Genomic DNA, 22,813 nt, shown 5'->3' on the forward strand with positions numbered 1-22,813 from the left:
AACGTTCAAGCAGAGTTTTTAATTGAGCAGAAGTATTTTGATCCAACATTGCTAACGCCTCCAAAGGAGTCAATATTTATTTGATAAGTGAATAATAGGAGATTTTAATAAATAGGTAAAACAGTTTGTTTTTATAAAAATGATCGAATTATCAAATCAAAATAATAAAACAACCTGAATAACAACGATTTATATATGGGTATCAAAGAATATTTTTCAATATACCTGAACCAAAACATAAAAATTAATCTTTTAATTCACGCTTATTTCAACGGAAATAATGAATAGAGTCCAACGAGTCACTGAATACGCTGTTCAATCCGTACTGTCCTATTTTTAATCTGCCGAGCCAATGCGTATAAAATTAAACTCAGCAAAGCAGCCAGCGCAATAACAAACATCAGTACCCATCTTAAAGCGCTGTTTAGCAGTTCAGCCTGCGCCACCTGTTTACTGACGCTCTGCGCCATAGGCGTTATGGTTTTTTGAAACAGCTGATGCTGCATCGTCCACAGCTGCTCAGGCTTAAAGCCATATTCTAAAAACTGCGGATCATTTTTTTCTGCCTGAATTAAAGCTTGCACTTGAGGTATTGCCGCAGCGCGGTCAGCAGGATGATGCAGCAGCGCCGCTTGCGCCAATAAATAGCTTCTCACTGGAGCAGGCAAATCTGAATCGGTCAAATAATGGGATATTTCACTGTCCTGTATATTTTTGTCATATTGAACCAGCTGCTGATATTCTTGGTTCTGACCGCTGTTCCAGTCGTACTGAACATAGGTTAAAGCGCCCCAAATCAGCATAAATGCAATCAGCCAGCCCACAAATTTAAGGACAAAAGACTGAAAGCGCACATAGAAAAACCGAATTTTCCTAAGCAGATGCACAGCAATAAATGCCCCGACAAAAGCAGCAAACAGCTTTAAAAACAGCCAGCCGAACCATGACAGCAAATTAATAAAATAATCGGATTGATGGCCCAAAGACGCAAAATCTCCAGCAATGCTGCTGGGCAGATGCAGCTGCTCGACCTGCGTGGTCAAGCCAAAGAAACTGTAGACAAATTCCTGCTGCATAAACAGCCCAATCACTGAAGCAATGAGCGCTGCAGCAGATGCGGCGGTCAGCAGCATCAAATTGCGCTGACGTTTTTTTAAAATCTGAAGACCATTTTGCAGCTGCTGCGGATTGAGCGCATAGTCATCTAAGGGAGGCAAATAAGTTCTCCTGAACTGTTTTTAAACGGCCTCCCTAAGCACATGCATAAGATGACTTAGTTCGGCTTTGACCCGCTTGAGCTGGACTCAAGAACCAAATGATTCAAATTATCCTGAAGGGTACGCAAACGGCTGGCCGCTTCGTCACGCTTCTGCATGCCTTCTTTCTGGATTTGGATGACATCATTTACTGTTTTAATGAGGGTATTCTGTACATGTTCAAGTGTTTCAATATCAATCACTGAACGCTGATTGGCTTTGGCCGTATCTACCGAGTTCTGATGCAGCAGATCGGCATTGCGTTTCAGCAGCTCATTGGTGGCATCATCAATACTATTCGCCAGCTGTACGCTATTTTTTTGCTCTTGCAGTGAAATCGCCAAGCTGATTTGGTTTTTCCACGCCGGCAGCGTAATGTTCTTAATCGCGTAGAATTTATCAACCAGCATTAAATTATTGGATTGAATAATCCGGATCATCGGCAAAGTCTGCATAGCAGACTGCTGCAGCACCTGCAAATCACTCACCCGCTTTTCCAAATTATTTGCCAAATGATTCAGGTCATATATCTTTTGTGTGGTGGACTGATCCTGCTCTTGCGCCGTCAAAACCGCAATTTCCTGCTGAATCTCTTGCTCTTTCAGCTTGCCCGCAGCCACATAAACCCCCAGCTGCTTATATTCTTCCTGAACACCGCCAAACATTTTATCCAGCGTATTCACCCGCGCTTTCAAGCCATTCTGCGAGGTTTCAATTTCTTTTACCAAAGCATCAATTTGCTCTTTGGTGGTATTAAAGTGCTGATCAAAACTGTTTTTAGCGCCTTTAAATTTGCTTAAGAGGCTGCCCAAAAAGCCTGAGTTTTTTGATTTATTTAAAATGCTGCTGGTATTCAGCTGCTGCGCCACCTGCACGACCTGATTCAACTTTTGCCCTGTGGCATCCAAATCTTTGTTTTGAACTAAATTCAGCAGCTCATCGGTATAGCTGGAGGTTTTAGTGGCAATGTTTTTTCCATATTCCGCTACTGCATTATGATTTATTTCCGCCAGCTCTTTATGCGCCGCCATAACATCCTGAAAATCAGCGGGCTGCAAACCAATACTTTGCAAGTCCAGCTGCTGGAATTTTTGCTCAGCCTCGGCAATGCCGGTATTTGGTGTTTCCTTCAGTTCAATGTCAGCCTGTAATTGGGTATTTTCTGGATGTGTCATAGCGCACCTTGTACGGATTATGTTTTAGAGGGCTTCTCTAATGATTTTTTTAACGTTTTAATAAGTTTATCACGGCTATTATCAAGCCTTTCCAATGAACTTGTCGAGCCGCTTTGCTGGCTTTGTTGCACATGATGCTGCCATGCCGGTATCAGCACCTGCTGCGCCTCTTTATATCTGTCCAGCAATGAAAAGGATAATTGCTGCGACAGATGCATTTGCATCATGGCAATATCGTTGCTGGCCTGCAATGTTTTTAATGTTTGGATTTTCTTAGAGAGTCTTTCAGCAAAGCTGTCCAATGGCAATGGCTGCTGTGCAAAGCTGGGATATTCCTGCAAAAACTCCTCTGCAGCCTGAATATATTTTGCCATTTGCTCGCGCAGCCCCTGCAGCTGATTAAACCGTGACTGCGCTTTTTGGATCTCAATCTGCAGGCGCTGACTAAGATGATTGGCTTCATCTAAATTGCGGTCTATATTTTTATAATATTCCACTTGATTAGAACCGAATTCTAGATCCAAGCCCAGCCATTTCTGCAGCCGATTAAATTTACGCTTTTTTAAATATTTTTTTGAATCCGATAACAACTGAATCAGATTTTCTATCACTTGGCTCAGCCGCTGCGTTAATTGCGGGTCGATGCCCTTCAGCAGCGCTGACTGCGCTTGAATCAACTGATCCGCATAATGATTCAAGCGGTAAGGATCATTCAGCATGGGCAGCAATTCATTGCGCTTAATCGTCAGCGCATCTTCCGGATGTACTGGAATGTCAGCAATAGCCACCAAAACCTCAGTTGAACTCATAAACAATTAAACTCAATAAAATCATTTTTATACTACGTCTTTCGGTCAGCTTTTCATGTATTTTTTTGCAATGCAAATTTAAAAGCCCCTATCAAAACACTGTTAAAAGCCTCAAAAAATTTCTAAATCAGGAAGGGCGAATACTCATTTTGCTGCACACTGCAACTCACGATACTGCTTTATTGTGTTTTTTCAAATTTTATATGCAGCTCCGATACGCTAAACCTCATACCTACTAACTAGATTTATTTTCGATAAAAATATAAAAAAAGATCGTTTTAATATTTAAAAATTCAAGCGTCAGCTTCTAGCAGCCTGCGCGCCGCTTACTCTATACTCAGACAACAATAACATTAAAAAGAATCATCATGATAACCAATTATTTAAAAAATGAACCTGCTGCTCACACATCAGCAACTCAGCGAATGCAAGACATTCGTCAGCGCTTTAAAAATGCAGAGCATCAGCATGAATTTTATATTGTACATGCTTTCAACACAGTCAATTTCGATCAAAGCTTTGCAAGCTTTCAGCGCCTTGATCAATTATTCACTGCTTTTAACAAACAAGTTGGAACATTAGATATCCAGCATGATTCTGAACCAAGTCAACTCAATAGCCTTATGCTGATTGCCAGCCATTTAGGGCAATTTTTAGCAGAACGCACAGCCACAGCAGAACAGTGGTTTTCACGCAGTGAAATCAAAAAAAATTTACCGCAAAGTGCAGTCTCTTTGCCTGATTCATTCTTATATGACTATTCCCTTGTATTGAATAATAAAATTGTTTTCCCTTTGCTGATTGTGCACCAGTACTTTCAGCAAGCAGACATTCCTTTAACCTTCAGTCAAAAAATCGAAATTGAAATCCTAAATCAGCTGATTGCAGGCGGAGAAGAAAAAAATAAAATTGCTGAAGAAATGCATGCCTTGCAAAATATGTATCAAAAGAATTACACCCTAAATTGTGGCAGCTCCTTTCTAAAATTGGTTGAAATTTCTAATTTGGACTATTCCCTGCAGAGTCTAGACCGCATAGATGAATTAATGCGTGAACTGCGTCAGAACTATATTGCCTCTGCCGAAAAATTTCTTTCAGAACAAAGCAACTTTTACTTTATCTTGTACTTAAGCGGTTATTTAGGCCGTGTCATTGCTCAACATGCAGGCACTTCACTAAGATGGTTAAATCCGCAGCAAGTCAGCCAAATGATTGGCAGTGAAATTGCCCCGCAATTGCAAACTTGCCGTGTTGCGCAAATTCATAATCAAGTGTTTTTTACGACGGGCCATATCGCTGATTTTCTATTTTCACCCGTGATTCAAACCAGCTCATTGCAATATGCCAACAAAATTATTCAAGATATTTTGAAAATTCGCACTCCCCTTTATTTAGCCCATCAACCTGAAAATACAGCTTATAAGGCCTCAGTTTTTCACGATGCTTTACATCAAGCGGGTTTCTTATTAGGTTATGTTTTTCAATTTATTCATGGTGTCATGCCTAGGCACGATCCAAATGCCAGTATGGATCCGACCAGCTTCCCGCCAGGGAATACCTTTATTAAACATATGGATGGGCCCGACGCTGGCTTAAAACAGCTCGAACTTAACCTGCAAGATTATCCTTATAATATATTGGCTTATGAAATGTATGCTTGTTTGCCTCACCTGAGAACCGATGCGATTTCGTTGCATATACGCCAGTATGGAGAACATGCAATCAATTTACACGCAGTTGTTCCTTATTTTCCTGTTTTCGACTACCGCGGTTTTCAAATTCTTCAACCTTATTTAAGTGCTTGCGATAGTATGACTGAACAGAAAATGCCTTTGATTTTAGAAAATATGCAGGCTTTTTTTGATGGCATTAATACCTTTGAAATGCCACTTCCAACTGAACGAAAAGTTTGGGCAGCACATTACAAACCGGCAGCACATCCTTACCCGCAAAATTTTAGTCAAAACTAAAATATAAAAACTCCAGATTTAACCCAATCTGGAGTTTTTAATTCATGATTAACCTATTACGGCGCAGTGCTTATCACTTGCTGTAATTATAAATAATTGCCTTCACGCTCTGGCTGATACAGCACTTTTTCGATTTTAACTTTCATAATATGGCCATCCGGCTGCGGCCATTCAATTTCTTGACCCTCAGATAAGCCTAGAATCGCGGCACCTACAGGCGCCAGCACATTAACTTGGCCTTTCTCTCCGATGAATTCATGCGGATAAACCAGCGTAATTTCTGTCGGCTCAATAGCAGGCGCAATCGTAATTAAAACTTTCGCATTCATGCTGACAACATTGGCTGGCACATCTTGAGGCGCCACTACCTCTGCACGCGCCATTTCTTCTTCCAAATGCTCCATGGTCGGCGTCAACTTAGATTGATGTTCCAGCATGGTTTCTAATCGATGCAGGTCTTGCTCAGAAAGAATGATGTTCGGTTTTGTCATCTGCATTTTCCTTTGAATCTTATCTACCCGTCAAAATAGCAGCAGTCTAATTATAAAGTTATAAGTACTTTCATTCTGTTATAGCAGAATTTAATGAAAAACAGCTAGTAAATACTTTTACTGCGGCCATAAAAAAAGCCCCCTTGAGGGGCTTTTCTCAAGTCAAACTTATTTCGCGTAAACCGGGAATTTCGCGCAAACCGCTTCAACTTTAGCTTTCACAGTATTGATCACTGCTTCATCGCCTTTCGCATCCAAAATGTCTGCGATCCAGCCAGCCAAGTCACGCACTTCAGTTTCGCCGAAACCGCGTGTGGTTACTGCAGGCGTACCGATACGGATGCCTGAAGTCACAAATGGAGAACGCGGATCGTTTGGAACAGAGTTCTTGTTCACAGTGATGTGAGCTGCACCTAACCAAGCGTCGGCTTCTTTACCAGTGATGTCACCTTGCTTGATTAAAGACAACAAGAACAGGTGGTTTTCTGTACCGCCAGAAACAACGTCATAGCCGCGCGCAATTAATACTTCAGCCATTGCTTTAGCATTTACGACAACTTGCTTTTGGTATTCTTTATATTCAGGCGCCATCGCTTCTTTAAAGCAGATTGCTTTAGCCGCTACAGCGTGAACCAAAGGACCGCCTTGGTTGCCTGGGAATACAGCTGACTGTAATTTTTTCTCAATTTCTTCGTTTGCTTTCGCAAGGATTAAACCTGAACGCGGGCCGCGAAGTGTTTTATGCGTAGTCGTAGTCGTTACGTCAGCAATTTGTACTGGGCTTGGGTATACGCCAGCAGCAACAAGGCCAGCAACGTGAGCCATATCTACAAACAGGTAAGCGCCAACTTTATCCGCGATGTCACGGAAACGCTGCCAATCAACGATTTGGCTGTACGCAGAGAAACCAGCAACGATCATGCGCGGCTTGTGTTCTTCTGCTAAACGTTCAACTTCTTCGTAATCGATTTCGCCAGTTTCTGGGTTCAAACCGTATTGAATTGCGTTGTAAGTTTTACCAGAAAAACTGACTTTAGCACCGTGAGTCAAGTGACCGCCATGTGCCAAGCTCATGCCTAGTACTGTGTCGCCTGGGTTAAGAAGCGCTAAGTAAACAGCAGAGTTCGCTTGCGAACCTGCATGCGGCTGAACGTTTGCATAGTCAGCGCCGAAAAGTTCTTTAGCACGGTCAATCGCTAATTGTTCAATTACGTCTACATATTCGCAGCCGCCGTAATAGCGTTTGCCTGGGTAGCCTTCCGCATATTTGTTAGTGAGTTTTGACCCTTGAGCTTCCATTACTGCTGGTGAGCAGTAGTTTTCTGAAGCGATGAGTTCGATGTGCGCTTCTTGGCGGGCATCTTCTTGAGAAATTGCTTTCGCGATTTCTGGATCAAATTCAGCAATAGAGATGTTGGCAAACATTAGCGAGGTCCTATTAAATTAGGGCTTTTAAGCCGTGCTAAGATTGGCGCGTATTGTAGCATGAAGTTTATAAATTTTGAGAAGGATGTTTGCTCAGTTTTAAATAAAAAAATGCCCATCTTCGTCAGAAAGATGAGCATTTTATTTAAATCAAGTTATTGAATTGGCATGAAAGATTTTACATCCAGTACAATTTCATCCCAATTGTCTGTATAAACTGTTCCATGATTCCATTTTGGGTCAATTGAATTATCACTATCAGTGACATAATTAATGTTGGTTCCTTTTGCTTTTGCAGCCTGTACGAGAATATCTGTAACTTGCTTTGGCACAGTATCATCATTAGAACCCTGATAAATGAAAATTGGGGTATTCAATTTTATCAATAAAGGCTGTGAATCATTTTCTAAGAATTTTTTAACTTCTGGAATAGCCGTCATAAAGTTTGGCTGAGTACGTGGATAATTATCTAAAGTCCCATATTGATCTTTATATGCCATCATTTTGCCACCTAGCTTCTGACCCAACACATCATAACAAATGCTTTCCGCCTCAGCCGCATCCAGATCAGTCGGTGATACAAAGACTTCACTATATTTCAAAGCTGGATATGGATTTCTTAATCCTGCAGTAATCAGTGCCGTAAAGGTATCTAAAGGCGCAAGAATGCTAATTTTAGTGTTTAAGTCAGATTCAGCTGCGGCTTTTTGCTCACCGCCATTTAAAATTAAACTTAAATACGACGCAGGCGCTACAGCAACTGTGCCTTTATAAGTTAACTGAGCGCGAGAAGCATATTGCGCTGCTCCCAGTGCCGCCTGTCCGCCTTGTGAATGCCCAACAACAGCCCATCTTTTTTCAGTCGTATTACCCAAGTTTTTACTGGCAGCTACAACGGCATCGGTAATGGAATAGGCTTCACTTTTTAAATTTAAGAAAGGATGCAGCTCTTTACCGCTTGGTTCTCCTAAACCTTCATAATCTGGCGCAACTACGGCATAGCCGGCTGCTAATAATTTAGCAATAAAATATTCATTGCCCTTCAAACCTTGCTGACTTGGCGCACAAGCATCCGCTACACCTGTTGTACCATGCGCCCACGCTACAATAGGCCAGCCTCCAGCTGGTTTTGCTCCTTTCGGCGTAAATACAAGCGCAGTAGCTTGAGTTTCAGCTCCATTCACACCCAGCATTTTATATGTCATCAATGTACGAGAAGCGCTTGCATTATCTAATACTGTATTTGTATTTGCGTTGGCATCAACATAAACCTGTGTTTTCACAACAGGATTTGCAATATTATTTTTTGGTATTCCATCATCCACAACATATGTCGAATCTCCCCCATCGCCGCTGCCGCAGGCCGTGAGCAAGAATGCGCTGCTGATTAACACCGTTAAGACATGTTTTTTCATTTTACGTTCCTTCGCCATTTGCTTGTTATTAATTTTGATTTAACAGTATGTATTACCCGTAATTTCAACTGAACACAATAGCTTTTAAGATCGATGGTATCGCAATCCTAAATTTTCTTATATCACATTGTTTTTAATATTTTTATTTAAAACATAATGACAAAATTAATTCAACCCTCTGGCCGCGGCACAATTCTGCTAAATACGCGAACGTATAATGTAAAGCCGCAGATCGCTCATCAACAAAAATAAATTGCTTATAAGCCTCTGCCCATTGGCTGATGCCCACAGTGAATCCGCAGCAATCAATCAGGGTTAAAAAATTGAATACAAGCGGATCAAAGATTTTCATTCAACGGAAGTATCAAAAAAACTAAACGCTCATAAATGCGCAATCTTTAATACGCGGATGACATCAAGCCCTGCCAATTCTTTAACTACGGTTTGTCAATAACTTAGGCAAATGATAAATTGAACGCTTTAATACACTCTCCTGATGGAATAGGTTATGCAAGCCATAATTCTCGATACCGAAACTCATACTTTAAATGGCCAGCCGATTGAAATTGCATATGCGCCTATTCAAATTTCAGACCACAAAATTACTTTAGATAAGTCGCAGCTTTTTGATCAGCTCTATAGCGTTGATGAACCTATCTCATTTGCAGCCATGGCGGTGCATCATATTCTAGAATCTGATCTAGAAAATAAGCCCCATTACACAACCTTCAAGCTGCCTGAAGATACGCTGTATATCATTGGCCACAATATTGATTATGACATCCGCGCTTTAGAAAAATGCGGGGTAGATTCAACCCGCATTAAAGCCATCTGCACGCTTGCTTTAGCGCGCTTAGTCTGGCCGAATGCCGAAGCGCACAATATATCCGCGCTTATTTACATGATCAGCAAAGGCAGCGAAAAAGCGCGTGAAATGATCCGTAAAGCGCACCGTGCCGACATGGACATCATTTTGACAGCAAATATTTTAATGCATATCGTCCATCACTTAAAAATCAACAGCATTGAAGAACTGTATGCAGCGTCTGAAGATGCCCGCATTCCGCGCAGCATTAATTTCGGCAAACACCGCGGCACAGCCATTGCTGATTTGCCGGCAGATTATGTGCAATGGCTGATGCGTCAGGAAGATTTGGATCCTTACCTGCGCAAAGCGCTGGAAAATTCCGCAATCACAACACTTTAATGATTTAAAATCCTCAACGGCATTGTCATAAAAGCTTCATGCAAGTGTAATTTTCACACAATATGATGTGCCTTAATTTATTGGGGAATAAATTAAGGCATGGATACATTTTATAAAACTGAATTGGGTTTCCGTACACTCAAGCTTCGCGATCTGCCGCTGAATGCCAGACAGCGAAGGCTGCTGGTGCTGATTGGCACAGATGATTTTTCGGCTTTGAATACAGCCATGAAGTATCGCATTGCAGAGCCTGACCTGCTGCAGCAATTGATTGATTTGGGTTTAATTTTTAAAGAAAAAAATCATGCCGAACCGCTGCAGAAACGGGAAGAAGCAGCCGTTGAGCCGCAGCCCCAAATTTTAACGCAGCCTTCCGAAATTCATACAGCTTTAAGTGTTCCATCCTCTACTACAGCAACTGAAGATTATTCTTTTCAGCTGGAAAAGGCTCAAGCTGCAACTGGGCCAGCACAGCCCATCACTGCTGCAGATGTGCCAATCGAATCTTTAAGCCCTTTGGCGTTTGATGAATTGAAGCAATTTATGATGCAGCATCTGCAGCAGTATTGCGGCTTAATGGCCAAACAGCTGATACTGAATATTCAAGCGGCGGAGCAAGTTTCTCAGCTGAAAATGTGCCAAATTCAATGGATTACTCTGCTGCAGGAATCAAGGATTGTTCCAAAATTGCTGAGTCATGCTTTGCAGCAAGTAAATCTGAGCATGCGCAAGCTTCAATCCGCTTAATTTTTGCCGCTGCAAAACGTTCCGAATTAAGAGTTATTTCATGGGTTCTCATCCAAAAAATGACTTAACAGCTCATTAATTTTGTACAGATAAAATCTTATCTTTATGAATTTTATTGCTTTTTATGAGTGAAATTTTAAACTCCCATTTTACATTTTTTTTACTACGACTTTGTTTTAATGGTTTTTTTGAGCCATTCAGCGCATATATAGGCTAGAAAATATTTCTGGGGGAGCATTTGGAGTTATGGCGTATTATTTACAGTTTGACACTTTTGATAATCCTATGCAGCTTAGCAAAGTAGGCAATTGGATTATTACATTTTTAAGCCCTCAAGATGACTTAGCCCATATTCAGCTGGCCATTACGCATGTGCTGCCGCGCCAAGTATGTGAGCATCTACAGCCGCGCCGCCTAATTATGCACAACAGCCCGGCCGACAATTTTTGGAAAATTGAAAATATTGAATGCTTTGACAGCAGCATAAATCAAGAGCTTATTTTTTTGCCTGAATCCCCGCAGGCACAGGCAGTTATACAAACCATTTTAAAAGAATTTGAGCGATATGATGTCTGTGTCAATATTAAGCAAGACGTGAACCTATAGGCAGCCAACCACTATCGAATGCCGGCCTAAAAGATCCTTCAGACATTGAGGCAATAAAAACTGGATTGACAGCAGGTGGGAAAATAAAAAGCTCACCCGTTGAAGTGAGTTTTTTAACATCATATCTGATTGAATTAAGCTTCAATCACTTTATAAATGCTGGATGAATTTTGGCTTTCGAATAACAGCTCAATACTCGGTAAAATCACTTCCCCATCTACCACAATATGTTCAATTCTTTTAATCATATCCTGCGTTTCAGATGCCGAATTCAGCAAGGCTTGGGCATCGACAATTTGGCTATACTGATTCTTCACTTTAATATCAATCATATTGGTCATAGTCATTACTCTATTTCTTTGAATTAGCATTTTTATAGCACATGCCCTGATATTCACCTTCGCAAAAAATGTTAGATTTCTTGGCATTGTAACTTAATAAAAATTTAATTAAATATAAATCAATAAGATAACAAATTACTCTGTAAATTGTATGACAATAACTCACCTTTTATTGCAGTTTATCTATAAATACCCCCTAGAAAACAGGCATTAAAAAAGCCCGCATTGCTGCGGGCTCTATGTTGGAAGGCTAGTGCTGATTTTTTGTCTTAACCGAAGTTTGCGACTCAATTAGCTGTCATTGATCCGTCCAACTCAATAGTAGCGTCTTTTGTTTTACGACCTACTGTAGTATCAATATAGCACTGTATTTTATGCTGGCAAGGGGCTTTTACACTTCAGCACAATCACTCAAAATAAATACAATTGAAATTCTGCAATATAAGGCGGACAATGGATTCGCATTTATATTGCTTCGCGCCAATCATCTTAATCAACTGATTTTTAAATGTAAATAATCTAATCAAAAGGTTCAAACCCTTATCCAGGGAAAATTCCTCTCTCTTTACGCGCTTTTAAAATGCGTTCGCACGCCAAAATATAAGCCGCGGTGCGCAACGTGCAGCCATTGTCATGTGCGCACGCCCAAACATCTTCAACGGCCTGCACCATCAGCTTGTCTAAACGATCATTAATTTCCGCCTCACTCCAGAAATAGCTCGCCATATCCTGCACCCATTCGAAATAACTGACCGTCACACCGCCAGCATTACAGATCACATCAGGGACAATCATGATGCCTCGTTCATTCAGAATGTCGTCGGCCTCAGGATAAGTCGGCCCATTTGCGCCTTCCAAAATCATTTTGGCTTTTAGACGGTGCGCGCGCTCTACTGTAATCTGCCCTTCTAAAGCAGCTGGGATAATAATATCTGTTTCCACATCCCAAAATGCTTCATTGTCAATTCGCTCTGCGCCTTCAAAACCGTCAACACCTTGATGCTGCTCTATATAGGCATGCAATGCATTCAGCTCAATGCCGCTTGCGTTAAAAATAGTTCCTGTATGGTCTTGAATGCATACAATCTTGGCATTGGATAAATAGAATAAATTGGCCGCCTCACTGCCCACATTGCCAAAGCCTTGAATGCTGACCTTGGCATTTTCAATATTCAGGCTGAGTTTTTCAGCAACTTGGCAGCCAGTAATATAAACGCCCCGTCCTGTTGCTTTTACGCGGCCTAAAGAACCGCCTAAATGCACGGGCTTGCCGGTTACCACACCAGTGACTGTATAGCCCTGTCCAGATGAATAGGTATCCATCATCCAGCCCATAACATTGGGGTTGGTGCCGACATCCGGTGCAGGAATGTCTTTTTGCGGGCCAATAATGTGCGCGATTTCACTGGTAAAACGGCGCGTTAAACGTTCGAGTTCACGTGCAGACAATTTGCGCGGATCTACACGCACACCGCCCTTTGCGCCCCCAAAAGGCAAATTTAATACGGCTGTTTTGATAGTCATCCAAGCCGCCAGCGCCATGACTTCATTTAACTCAACATCCGGATGGTAGCGGATACCGCCTTTGCCCGGCCCGCGTGAAAGGTTGTGCTGCACACGGTAGCCTTCAAAATGCTGAATTGAACCGTCATCCATAATGATCGGAACATCCACAATCAGCGCGCGTTTAGGGCGCTTTAACGTATCGACATAGTCCGCCAAGTCTTCGCTAAGATACGGCGCAACGCGGTCGACTTGCGCCAAAAAAGTTTGCCATGCACCGTTGCCGCCATTGGCATAAGAGAGATTAGACATTTCAGGTCCTCTGATTATTGATTTTTCTTTGGATAAAACATGTATTGATAGGCAATGAATGCCGCCAGCCGCGCGGTAATATTGTCCTGATCAAAGTGAGGATTACATTCAGCAATATCCAGCAGTTTGATCTTTCCGCTGTCGTGTATATGTTTCATTAAATGTTCAAAAATACGCAGATCAATGCCTTTGACTGCAGGTGCACTGACACCCGGCGCAATGGATGCTGCAAATACATCTAAATCAACCGTGACATACAGCACATCTACAGCATCAATAAAATGATCTAATTTGTTTTTCAAAACCGCTAAATGGCTCATTTCTATTTCATCATCAAAAATATAATGGCAGCCCAAGCGGTCAGCAGTCTGAAACAGTTTTTGTGTATTCGAGTGTTTAGCTACGCCAATACATAGATAATGAAAGGCTTTGCCATGCTGCTCAGACAGTTTCGCGGCCTGTAAAAATGGTGTTCCTGAAGTTGCTTGATCAGCTTCACGCAAATCGAAATGCGCATCAAAATTGATGATGCCAATGTTGAGATCCGGCTGACTTTTTTGAATGTATTGAAAAATACCGCTAAAACTGCCAAAAGCAATTTCATGGCCGCCGCCCAATACAATCGGCTGCATACCCTGCTGCAAGGCCGATTCCACTTGGCCCGCCAATTCAGCTTGCGCCTTTTCCAGCCCGCCGTCCACGCAGACCACTGTACCCATATCCTGAATGAGGATCGGCGCATGTATAGGCAGATTCGCCAGCTGCTGACGGATTAGATCCGGCGCATCCGCCGCGCCAGTCCGGCCTCGGTTTCGGCGTACGCCTTCGTCAGAGCTAAAGCCCAGTATCGCAAAATCGGCAGTATCAGACTGATTGACCACATGAAAGATGCGCATATGTTCTGCGCCATCGCCATCATGCCTGCCCTGCCATTGAAATGACTGATCCATAATTCATCCTGTTATTCTTCAAACTCAATTTTTTGAAGAAAAAATTTAAAACTGAATTAATTTGCCTTTTTGAATGACTTGCTTCTTTAAATCACCGCCAAGCCAGTAAGTGATTTCTGAAGGATGTTCAATATCCCACACCACGAAGTCTGCAATTTTTCCGACATCTAAGCTGCCATGCGTATCCTGCAGCCCCAAAGCCTGTGCAGCATGAATCGTCACGCCCGCCAAAACCTGTTCAGGAGTTAAGCGGAACAAGGTACTGCCCATATTCATCATTAAACGAAGGGATAAAACTGGTGACGTTCCGGGATTTAAATCGGTCGATAGGGCAATTTTCACCCCATGTGCAACTAAGCTTTCTATAGGCGGATACTGTGTTTCCCGCAGTAAATAAAACGCACCCGGTAAAAGCACGGCAACTGTATCTGATGCCGCCATGGCTTTTACATCGTCCTCAGTCATATATTCGAGATGATCTGCCGATAAAGCTTGATACTTGGCCGCCAGACTTGAACCGCCTAATGCAGACAGCTGTTCAGCGTGCAATTTAATAGGCAAATTCAGCGACTGCGCCGTTTGGAAAACCCGCTCCACTTGGCTGGGAGAGAAAGCCAAATGCTCACAAAAGGCATCTACCGCATCAACTAAGTTTTCTGCATGCAGCTGCGGCAGCATTTCTGTACAGATATAATCAATATACTCATCACTGGCATCTTTAAATTCAGGCGGCAAAGCATGGGCAGCCAAGCAGGTGCTGCGCACCGTCATTGGCAAAGCATTACCTAACTGCCGAATCACTTGCAGCATTTTGCGTTCATTAACTAAATCCAGCCCATAACCCGATTTAATCTCAATCGTGGTTACACCGTCTTTGAGTAAGTTTAAAATTCGCTGCTGAGCTGAATGGAATAATTCTGCATGACTGGCTTCACGGGTTGCACGAACGGTACTGGCAATACCGCCGCCATTTTTAGCAATTTCGGCATATCTCACACCTTGCAGGCGCTGCTCAAACTCAACACTGCGGTTGCCGCCAAATACACTATGTGTATGACAGTCAATCAAGCCCGGCGTCACCCAAGCCCCATGCAGATCGATTTGTTCAGTCAACACTACAGCTGGACGCTCAGCTTGCGGACCAATCCAGCGAATCCGTTCACCGTCCGTCAGCATCGCAGCATGTTCAATTATGCTGTATTGACCATGCTGCATAGTCGCAATATGACAATTCAACCAAAGCTTCATCGTTGTATTTCCTGTTCCGCCTTAGCGCATGCCTTGGCGGAAACATTTAAGTATTAGGAGTTAGATTCAAATTGTTGTGCTGTATTGCTGTTCGCATGATTCAAGTTCATCTTTGGGCGTACTTTCACAATGTACGCAATCCATAAAATTACCAGCCATGCAGCACCGACATAGATCGCAGGGCGAGAATCTGGGAAATACGCGATGATGCCCAAAATAAACAGCATGAATGCCACAGCGAATGCAGGTGCATACGGCCAGCCCACGACTGGGAAATCCAAAGCTTTAATTTCAGCGGCAGACAATTTACGGCGCATGCCAATTTGTGACAGCAAAATCATCAGCCACACCCAAACTGTGGCAAAAGTCGCAATCGAGGCAATGATGATGAAAATATTTTTGGGAATCAGATAATTCAGCACTACACCAATCAAAAGCACACCTGCCATCACCACAACGGTCATCCAAGGCACACCATTTTTAGACAATTTAGTGAATACTTTTGGCGCTTGGCCATCTTGCGCCATGCCGTAAAGCATGCGTCCTGCGCCAAAGACATCACTGTTAATGGCAGAGACAGCGGCTGAAATCACCACGATATTTAAAATAGTGGCTGCTGAACCAATGCCCAGATTTTCAAAAATCTGCACAAACGGGCTGCCTTGTGTACCAATCTGATTCCAAGGGAAAATCGCCATGAGTACAAAAATGGTCAAGACATAGAACAGTAGTATACGTACAGGCACTGCATTGATGGCTTTAGGAATCGACTTTTTCGGTTCTGCGGTTTCACCAGCAGTAATACCAATAATTTCAATACCGCCAAAAGCAAACACCACTACAGACAAACATGCAATCAATCCGCCAATACCATTTGGCATAAAGCCGTCATGAATCCATAGGTTTTGCAAGCCCGCAGCAGCGGTGCTGTGATCTGCATGGAAGCCATAAAGCATGAGGCCAAAACCGCCGACAATCATGGCAATAATAGCGGTTACTTTAATAATCGATAGCCAAAATTCCAGCTCACCAAAGACTTTGACATGGATTAAATTGATGCCGCCGAGGAACATAATCAGCGATAAAATCCAGATCCAGCGCGGCACATCGGGATACCAAAAGCCCATGTAAATACCAAAAGCAGTGACATCCGCCAGCGCCACAATGATCATTTCAAAGACGTAGGTCCACCCTGTCGTAAAGCCTGCAAATGGACTGATGTACTGGCTGGCATAATGGCTGAATGAGCCGGAAACTGGGTTATGTACAGACATTTCGCCTAAGGCGCGCATCACGATATAAATCGCAATACCCGCAACAATATAGGCGATTAAAACGGATGGCCCTGCCATTTGAATGGCTGTTGCCGAACCGTAAAACAGGCCAGTGCCAATGGCTGAACCTAAAGCTAAAAACCGGATATGGCGGGTATTGAGTCCCCGCTGCAAGGTGGAACTTTGTGATGCTTCTTGTGACATTTTGATCTCCAATCCATGAGGAAATTTTTATTTGATCGGGCCGCATCATGCGGCCCTATTCTCAATCACAAACTTATTTTAGGCTTGGCAGCAAACCATCAAGGATCAACACGTTTAAGCAGCCGCTGGCCAATAATTCACTCGCCTGTTCAATATCCGGCGCGAAGAAACGGTCTTCACTGTAATAAGGAACATGATCACGCAGCGCTTTACGCGCACGCTCCAATTTCACAGAGCTTTTTAAGCCTTTACGGAAATCCAGGCCTTGGCATGCACCCAGCCATTCAATCGCTAAAATGCCGCGTACATTGTCCGCCATATACCATAAGCGCTTGCCGGCATTTGGCGCCATCGACACATGGTCTTCCTGATTTGCCGATGTCGGCAGACTGTCCACGCTTGCAGGATGCGCCAATGCTTTGTTATCGCTTGCCAGTGCAGCCGCAGTCACCTGTGCAATCATAAAGCCCGAATTGACGCCGCCATTTTCCACCAAGAACGGCGGAAGCTGCGACATGTGGCGGTCCATCATCATCGAGATACGGCGTTCAGACAATGAGCCAACTTCCGCAATCGCCAAGGCAAGATTATCCGCGGCCATAGCGACAGGTTCTGCATGGAAATTGCCGCCCGAAATTACATCGCCTTCTTTGGCAAAGACCAATGGGTTGTCTGAAACCGCATTGGCTTCAATTTCAAGGACTTCAGCAGCCTGACGGATTTGGGTTAAGCATGCGCCCATCACTTGCGGCTGACAGCGCAGTGAATATGGATCCTGCACTTTTTCACAGTCTTCATGTGAATGACCGATTTCACTTTCTTCAGTTAATAAGTCACGGTATGCCGCTGCCACATCAATTTGACCGCGCTGGCCGCGCACTTCATGCACGCGCGCATCAAATGGAGACCGTGAACCGAGCATTGCTTCAACACTTAAGCTGCCGCAAACGGTCGCTGCAGCAAATAAATCTTCTGCTTCAAATAACCCGCGCAATGCATATGCGGTGGATACTTGCGTACCATTCAACAGTGCTAGGCCTTCTTTGGCAGCCAAAGCAATCGGCTCTAAGCCTGCAATTTTCAGCGCCTCAACGGCTGGCAGCCATTCACCTTTATAGCGCGCTTTGCTTTCACCCAGCAGCACCAACGACATATGCGCAAGCGGCGCTAAATCGCCTGAGGCACCGACTGAACCTTTCAATGGAATATGCGGATAAACTTCAGCATTAATTAACGCCAACAGCGCTTCAATCACTTTTAAGCGGATGCCGGAAAAGCCGCGCGCCAAGCTGTTAGCTTTGAGCAGCATAATCAAGCGAACCATCGAGTCGTCTAAAGCTTCGCCCACGCCAGCAGCGTGAGACAGCACCAGCGAGCGCTGCAATTGTTCTAAATCTTCTTGCGCAATTTTAGTTGAGGCCAATAAACCAAAACCTGTATTGATGCCGTATGCCGTCCGGCCCTCACGGATAATCTGTTCTACACAATCTACACTGGCCTGAATCGCAGGAATCGCCTGCTCATCCAGTTTTACTTTGATTGGCTTTAAAAAGGCTTCGCGTAAATCTGCGAGATTCAGTTTGCCTGGTTGAATTAAAAGTTCCATGTATACAGCCCTATATCCTATTCTTTTATATGCTGCTGATTCATCATGAATGAGAGATGAAGATGAATCAGCAGCATTCCTTGCTTAGCTCAGCCTTAACCGGTAATCATCGGTAAATTTAAGCCTTGTTCCTTCGCGCAATCAATTGCAATATCATAACCCGCATCTGCATGGCGCATTACACCTGTCGCAGGGTCATTGGTCAATACTCGGGCAATACGCTCTGCAGCTTCATCTGTACCGTCACAGACAATGACCACGCCCGAGTGCTGTGAAAAACCCATGCCGACACCGCCGCCATGATGCAAAGAGACCCAGGTTGCGCCGCCCGCAGTATTCAGCAAAGCATTCAGCAGTGGCCAATCCGATACCGCATCTGAACCATCCTGCATCGATTCTGTTTCACGGTTTGGACTGGACACAGAGCCGGAATCCAAATGGTCACGGCCAATCACAACCGGCGCAGACAGTTCACCCGAGCGCACCATTTCGTTGAATGCCAAGCCCAATTTTGCACGCAGGCCTAAGCCTACCCAGCAAATACGCGCTGGCAAGCCTTGGAATGCAATGCGTTCACGCGCCATATCCAGCCAGTGATGCAAATGCTCATCATCAGGGATCAGTTCTTTCACTTTTGCATCAGTTTTGTAAATATCTTCAGGGTCACCCGAAAGCGCTGCCCAGCGGAATGGTCCAATGCCGCGGCAGAATAATGGGCGGATATATGCAGGTACAAAGCCTAGGAAGTCAAATGCGTTTTCTACGCCTTCTTCTTTGGCCATTTGACGGATATTGTTGCCATAGTCAAAAGTCGGCACACCCATTTTCTGGAAGTCCAGCATTGCCTGTACATGCTGCGCCATCGACTGCTTGGCAGCTTTTACCACAGCGTCGGGTTCTGTTTGCGCGCGCTCACGGTATTCTTCCCAAGTCCATCCAACTGGTAAATAGCCATTCAACGGATCATGCGCACTCGTTTGGTCTGTCACCATATCTGGACGGATACCGCGGCGAACCAGCTCAGGTAAAATCTCTGCCGCATTGCCATGCAATGCAATAGAAATGGCTTTGCCCTCTTTGGTATAGCGGTCAATACGCACGAGTGCATCATCCAAATCAGCTGCTTGCTCATCGACATAGCGGGTACGTAAGCGGAAATCGATGCTTGCCTGCTGGCATTCAATATTTAAAGAGCAGGCACCGGCTAAAGTTGCGGCCAATGGCTGTGCGCCCCCCATGCCGCCTAAGCCCGCAGTCAATACCCAGCGGCCTGTTAAATCGCCGTTATAGTGCTGACGGCCTGCTTCCACAAAAGTTTCATATGTGCCTTGCACGATGCCTTGACTGCCAATGTAAATCCATGAACCTGCTGTCATTTGGCCATACATAGCCAAACCTTTGGCATCCATTTCATTGAAATGCTTCCAGTTTGCCCAATGCGGCACAAGGTTGGAGTTCGCAATCAATACTCGCGGCGCATCTTTATGCGTTTTGAATACGCCTACTGGCTTGCCTGATTGCACCAATAGCGTTTCGTAGTCTTCTAAATCTTTCAGTGTTTCAACAATTTTGTCATAGCATTCCCAGTTGCGCGCTGCACGGCCAATACCGCCATACACCACTAACTCTTTCGGATTTTCTGCAACATCAGGATCTAAATTATTCATCAGCATGCGTAAAGGCGCTTCAGTCAGCCAGCTTTTTGCATTGAGGGTTGTACCGCGCGGCGCGCGGATTTCTACATCGCGAAATTTAGTCATGGTCACAGTCGGACTCCTTCCTTTGAACTTACTGTAATTGTATTCTTTGCATCCAATCAGCATTGATATAAACATGTGCTTACTTGTATATACATGTACATATAATATGCATGACTTTTAATCTTTGAAAAGACCCTTTTCTTCAAAAAGATGAAATTAGTAAATAAGCAAATGTTTTAATTGGTTTTAAAGTTTTTTAACTTTAGTTGTAGTATGAATATTTATGCGATTTATTGGCATTTTATCGTGAGCTGGAACGTGCAAACAGCTCAATCAAACAGCAATCCTTGGCTGAATTTTGCGGCAACTGCAGCGTCAGCGCTTCATCCTGATTGGATATTTTCAGGCAATCAAAAGCATTTAATGTATAACTTTGCGCTGCGACAGAAACTTGCATCATGTCTGCCATATTAAAAATAAGCATGTCCTGCGCCGCAGACAGGATAGTTTGACTATGGCTTCCTGTCAGCCACTGCATGCGCGGGAAAACTTTATCCGCACGATAAATCAGGTTTAAGTCACGGATTGGGCCATTCAGCAGCCGGCAATACACAGGCTGCTCTCCATCAAAAGCACATAAATTTCGAGAGCAAATATCAACATGCGGCTGATCTGCAATACTGAGCTGCATCCCCATACCGCTCAGTGTGGAAATAATGCGCTTTTTCCCGGAAAAAAAAGAAAATTCGCCGTCATTTTCCACATCCGCCATAGACACACGCCAGTCAAAATCCCCCGTTTCAGCTGACGGCTTTCGAGCAATCTCAAGGGTAAATCCTAAACCATTTTTCCACGGCATTTTTTGAAAATCATGCAATTTGAGCAGCTGAATCATTGCACAAACTTCCCTTCCAAATAATAGCGGCTGCCCGGATAAGTCAACCGCGCGCTGGAAATCAGGTGCTTATTTGACCATGTTCGGCGGCGGATGAGCAGGCAGGGTTCCTGTTTGGTAATTTTCAGCCATTTGCATTCTTGCGTATTCGCCAATACCGCTTCTACGATATGTTCACCTTCGGTGACCGGCGCCTGTGCCATTAAATAAGCATTGGGGGTAATCTTGCTGAAATCCTGCTTTAAATAATCAGGAATGAGCGCAGCATTAACCAGACGGTCTTCAATTTGCACCGGCACTTCATTTTCATAATGAATAATAATGGAATGAAAAAGAGGCTCGCCTTCTTTCGTTTGCATAAATAAAGCTTGCTGCACATCCGCTTTAATTTTATCTAACTTTATCACTTCTGCGCGGTGACTGTGATTGCGCGCCAGAATTTCATCTGCAATATTATTAATTTGAAATAATGCGGAATGGCCTTGCCCTTCTGCAACAAATGAACCCACCCCTTGTACGCGCACCAGCATTTTATCCGCGGTCAATTCGCGCAGCGCGCGGTTCACCGTCATCCGGCTGCAGCCTAAGAGTTTGACCAATTCACTTTCAGAAGGAATCTTGTCATTCACTTTCCATTCGCCGCTGTAAATTTTGCTCTGAATAAACTGTTTCACCTGCGCATATAAAGGCGAAGGCGCTTCTAATCCTAGGGGTGTTTTATTTTCTTCTGTTGAAGTGCTGATGGGCATTTTTTATCTCTGCAAAGAACCGCTTTAAAAATTGGATACCGATCTTCTAATGCCTGCACACAATGCGGCAAACTGGCAAGATCAATATCTGAATTTGATTATACTCAATTCACCAAACTTGTATATACAAGTTGTATTTTTTAGCGGCTGTCAGAGATGAGCTGTATGGTCATCGAATTTTAGAAAGATAAGCTAATGTAAATTAAATAAAAAAATCAAAGAAAACTGTCCATTTTGAAGATTCCAACCAGCACTGCGGCTCCGATCCTATGCCACGCTTCATCAAAGGATGATGTGTCATTCTGACCATTATGCCTTCGAAGCGCGCTAAGGAACCATTGAATCAGATGGAAATTGCGTCACTGAAAATTCGTAAAGGAAAACAGTATCGAGGTGCAGCCGCAAAGATGATTTATGGGGCTGCTCAAATGCTATCGCACGGTTCATACGGTCAGCGCTCCTGATGTTCAGTTAAGCGCCGAATGGACTGCAACTAAATCCCAGCTAATCCAGATTTTTTTTAAATAGTGAGCTTAATCTAATGCATCCAATAAGAAACGCTGCAGAAATGTTCCTGCAGCGTTTCTATCTATGTGTAATCCTTAATCAAGGTTCAGCATAAATCTTTTCAGCACTCTTTAATGCATTAAACATGATGCTGAACTACAGCTTAAAGTAGTCCATTAAGCAGCTTCACGTTCTTCAATTGACACCACTTTACGCAGTTCAGGACCGGTATAATCCGCACTTGGGCGGATAATGCGGTTGTCTGCACGCTGCTCCATCACATGCGCTGCCCAGCCGGTTACCCGGCTCATTACGAAGATGGGCGTGAACAGTTTGGTCGCAATATCCATGAAATGATAAGCCGATGCATGGAAAAAGTCTGCATTGCAGAATAATTTCTTCTCGCGCCACATCACTTCTTCA

20 protein-coding genes are annotated in these 22,813 nt (G+C 43.6%); 4 read left to right on the plus strand and 16 right to left on the minus strand.

Going from position 1 to position 22,813, the window contains the following annotated elements:
* Window positions 1-299: 299 nt before the first annotated feature.
* The 3 genes from OKC24_RS17300 to OKC24_RS17310 are packed head-to-tail and all read right to left on the minus strand — an operon-like array spanning window position 300 to window position 3,240.
* Complete coding sequence (locus tag OKC24_RS17300; RefSeq protein WP_131276405.1) at window positions 300-1,217, minus strand: hypothetical protein; 918 nt, start codon at window positions 1,215-1,217, stop codon at window positions 300-302.
* A 56-nt stretch (window positions 1,218-1,273) separates the two neighbouring features.
* On the minus strand, window positions 1,274-2,431 hold the full coding sequence (locus tag OKC24_RS17305; protein ID WP_265466051.1) for a toxic anion resistance protein: 1,158 nt from the start codon (window positions 2,429-2,431) through the stop codon (window positions 1,274-1,276).
* 17 nt (window positions 2,432-2,448) lie between these two features.
* Complete coding sequence (locus tag OKC24_RS17310; protein WP_130148642.1) at window positions 2,449-3,240, minus strand: tellurium resistance protein; 792 nt, start codon at window positions 3,238-3,240, stop codon at window positions 2,449-2,451.
* 425 nt (window positions 3,241-3,665) lie between these two features.
* Here OKC24_RS17310 and OKC24_RS17315 point away from each other — a divergent pair, with 425 nt between their 5' ends.
* Entirely contained in the window at window positions 3,666-5,210 is a 1,545-nt protein-coding gene (locus tag OKC24_RS17315) for a hypothetical protein (protein ID WP_265466052.1), read from the plus strand.
* An 86-nt stretch (window positions 5,211-5,296) separates the two neighbouring features.
* Here OKC24_RS17315 and rnk read toward each other — a convergent pair whose 3' ends face one another.
* The 3 genes from rnk to OKC24_RS17330 all read right to left on the minus strand — a co-directional run bounded on the left by rnk (window position 5,297) and on the right by OKC24_RS17330 (window position 8,541).
* Window positions 5,297-5,701 (minus strand): nucleoside diphosphate kinase regulator, encoded by a 405-nt coding sequence (gene rnk, locus OKC24_RS17320; RefSeq protein WP_005011074.1) that lies wholly within the window; start codon window positions 5,699-5,701, stop codon window positions 5,297-5,299.
* Window positions 5,702-5,869: 168 nt separating this feature from the next.
* A complete protein-coding gene (gene glyA, locus OKC24_RS17325; protein WP_131276407.1) occupies window positions 5,870-7,126 on the minus strand; it encodes a serine hydroxymethyltransferase in 1,257 nt (418 codons plus the stop codon).
* 155 nt (window positions 7,127-7,281) lie between these two features.
* Window positions 7,282-8,541, minus strand: coding sequence for an alpha/beta hydrolase family protein (locus OKC24_RS17330; RefSeq protein ID WP_131276408.1), 1,260 nt, complete (start codon window positions 8,539-8,541; stop codon window positions 7,282-7,284).
* A gap of 508 nt (window positions 8,542-9,049) precedes the next feature.
* Here OKC24_RS17330 and OKC24_RS17335 point away from each other — a divergent pair.
* From OKC24_RS17335 to OKC24_RS17345, 3 genes are all read left to right on the plus strand, one after another.
* Window positions 9,050-9,748, plus strand: a complete 699-nt coding sequence (locus OKC24_RS17335) for a putative quorum-sensing-regulated virulence factor (RefSeq protein ID WP_131276409.1) — start codon at window positions 9,050-9,052, stop codon at window positions 9,746-9,748.
* Window positions 9,749-9,847: 99 nt separating this feature from the next.
* Entirely contained in the window at window positions 9,848-10,495 is a 648-nt protein-coding gene (locus OKC24_RS17340) for a hypothetical protein (protein ID WP_131276410.1), read from the plus strand.
* Window positions 10,496-10,741: 246 nt separating this feature from the next.
* Entirely contained in the window at window positions 10,742-11,101 is a 360-nt protein-coding gene (locus OKC24_RS17345) for a hypothetical protein (protein ID WP_131276411.1), read from the plus strand.
* Between the two features lie 134 nt (window positions 11,102-11,235).
* Here OKC24_RS17345 and OKC24_RS17350 read toward each other — a convergent pair whose 3' ends face one another.
* The 10 genes from OKC24_RS17350 to OKC24_RS17395 form a co-directional block, all read right to left on the minus strand.
* On the minus strand, window positions 11,236-11,442 hold the full coding sequence (locus OKC24_RS17350; protein ID WP_005011084.1) for a hypothetical protein: 207 nt from the start codon (window positions 11,440-11,442) through the stop codon (window positions 11,236-11,238).
* Between the two features lie 540 nt (window positions 11,443-11,982).
* Entirely contained in the window at window positions 11,983-13,257 is a 1,275-nt protein-coding gene (locus tag OKC24_RS17355) for a Glu/Leu/Phe/Val family dehydrogenase (RefSeq protein ID WP_130148630.1), read from the minus strand.
* A 14-nt stretch (window positions 13,258-13,271) separates the two neighbouring features.
* Window positions 13,272-14,207 (minus strand): formimidoylglutamase, encoded by a 936-nt coding sequence (hutG, locus tag OKC24_RS17360; protein WP_131276412.1) that lies wholly within the window; start codon window positions 14,205-14,207, stop codon window positions 13,272-13,274.
* Window positions 14,208-14,252: 45 nt separating this feature from the next.
* Window positions 14,253-15,455: an imidazolonepropionase gene (hutI, locus tag OKC24_RS17365; RefSeq protein ID WP_131276413.1), complete on the minus strand. Its 1,203-nt coding sequence runs from the start codon at window positions 15,453-15,455 to the stop codon at window positions 14,253-14,255.
* Between the two features lie 53 nt (window positions 15,456-15,508).
* Window positions 15,509-16,933, minus strand: a complete 1,425-nt coding sequence (gene hutT / locus OKC24_RS17370; RefSeq protein WP_130148624.1) for an L-histidine transporter HutT — start codon at window positions 16,931-16,933, stop codon at window positions 15,509-15,511.
* A 73-nt stretch (window positions 16,934-17,006) separates the two neighbouring features.
* Window positions 17,007-18,539, minus strand: a complete 1,533-nt coding sequence (gene hutH, locus OKC24_RS17375; protein ID WP_131276414.1) for a histidine ammonia-lyase — start codon at window positions 18,537-18,539, stop codon at window positions 17,007-17,009.
* A gap of 95 nt (window positions 18,540-18,634) precedes the next feature.
* Entirely contained in the window at window positions 18,635-20,299 is a 1,665-nt protein-coding gene (hutU, locus tag OKC24_RS17380) for a urocanate hydratase (RefSeq protein WP_131276415.1), read from the minus strand.
* 241 nt (window positions 20,300-20,540) lie between these two features.
* The gene (locus OKC24_RS17385; protein WP_131276416.1) at window positions 20,541-21,134 is read right to left on the minus strand and encodes a HutD/Ves family protein; all 594 of its coding nucleotides are present in this window, start codon (window positions 21,132-21,134) and stop codon (window positions 20,541-20,543) included.
* On the minus strand, window positions 21,131-21,883 hold the full coding sequence (hutC, locus tag OKC24_RS17390) for a histidine utilization transcriptional repressor HutC (protein ID WP_005011098.1): 753 nt from the start codon (window positions 21,881-21,883) through the stop codon (window positions 21,131-21,133). Before hutC ends, OKC24_RS17385 begins: the two co-directional genes overlap by 4 nt.
* A 683-nt stretch (window positions 21,884-22,566) precedes the next feature.
* On the minus strand, window positions 22,567-22,813 hold a 247-nt coding region (locus OKC24_RS17395; protein ID WP_307735404.1), incomplete at its 5' end, for a citrate/2-methylcitrate synthase.

This window comes from Acinetobacter entericus (assembly GCF_026168575.1).
GTDB classification, from domain to species: domain Bacteria; phylum Pseudomonadota; class Gammaproteobacteria; order Pseudomonadales; family Moraxellaceae; genus Acinetobacter; species Acinetobacter bouvetii.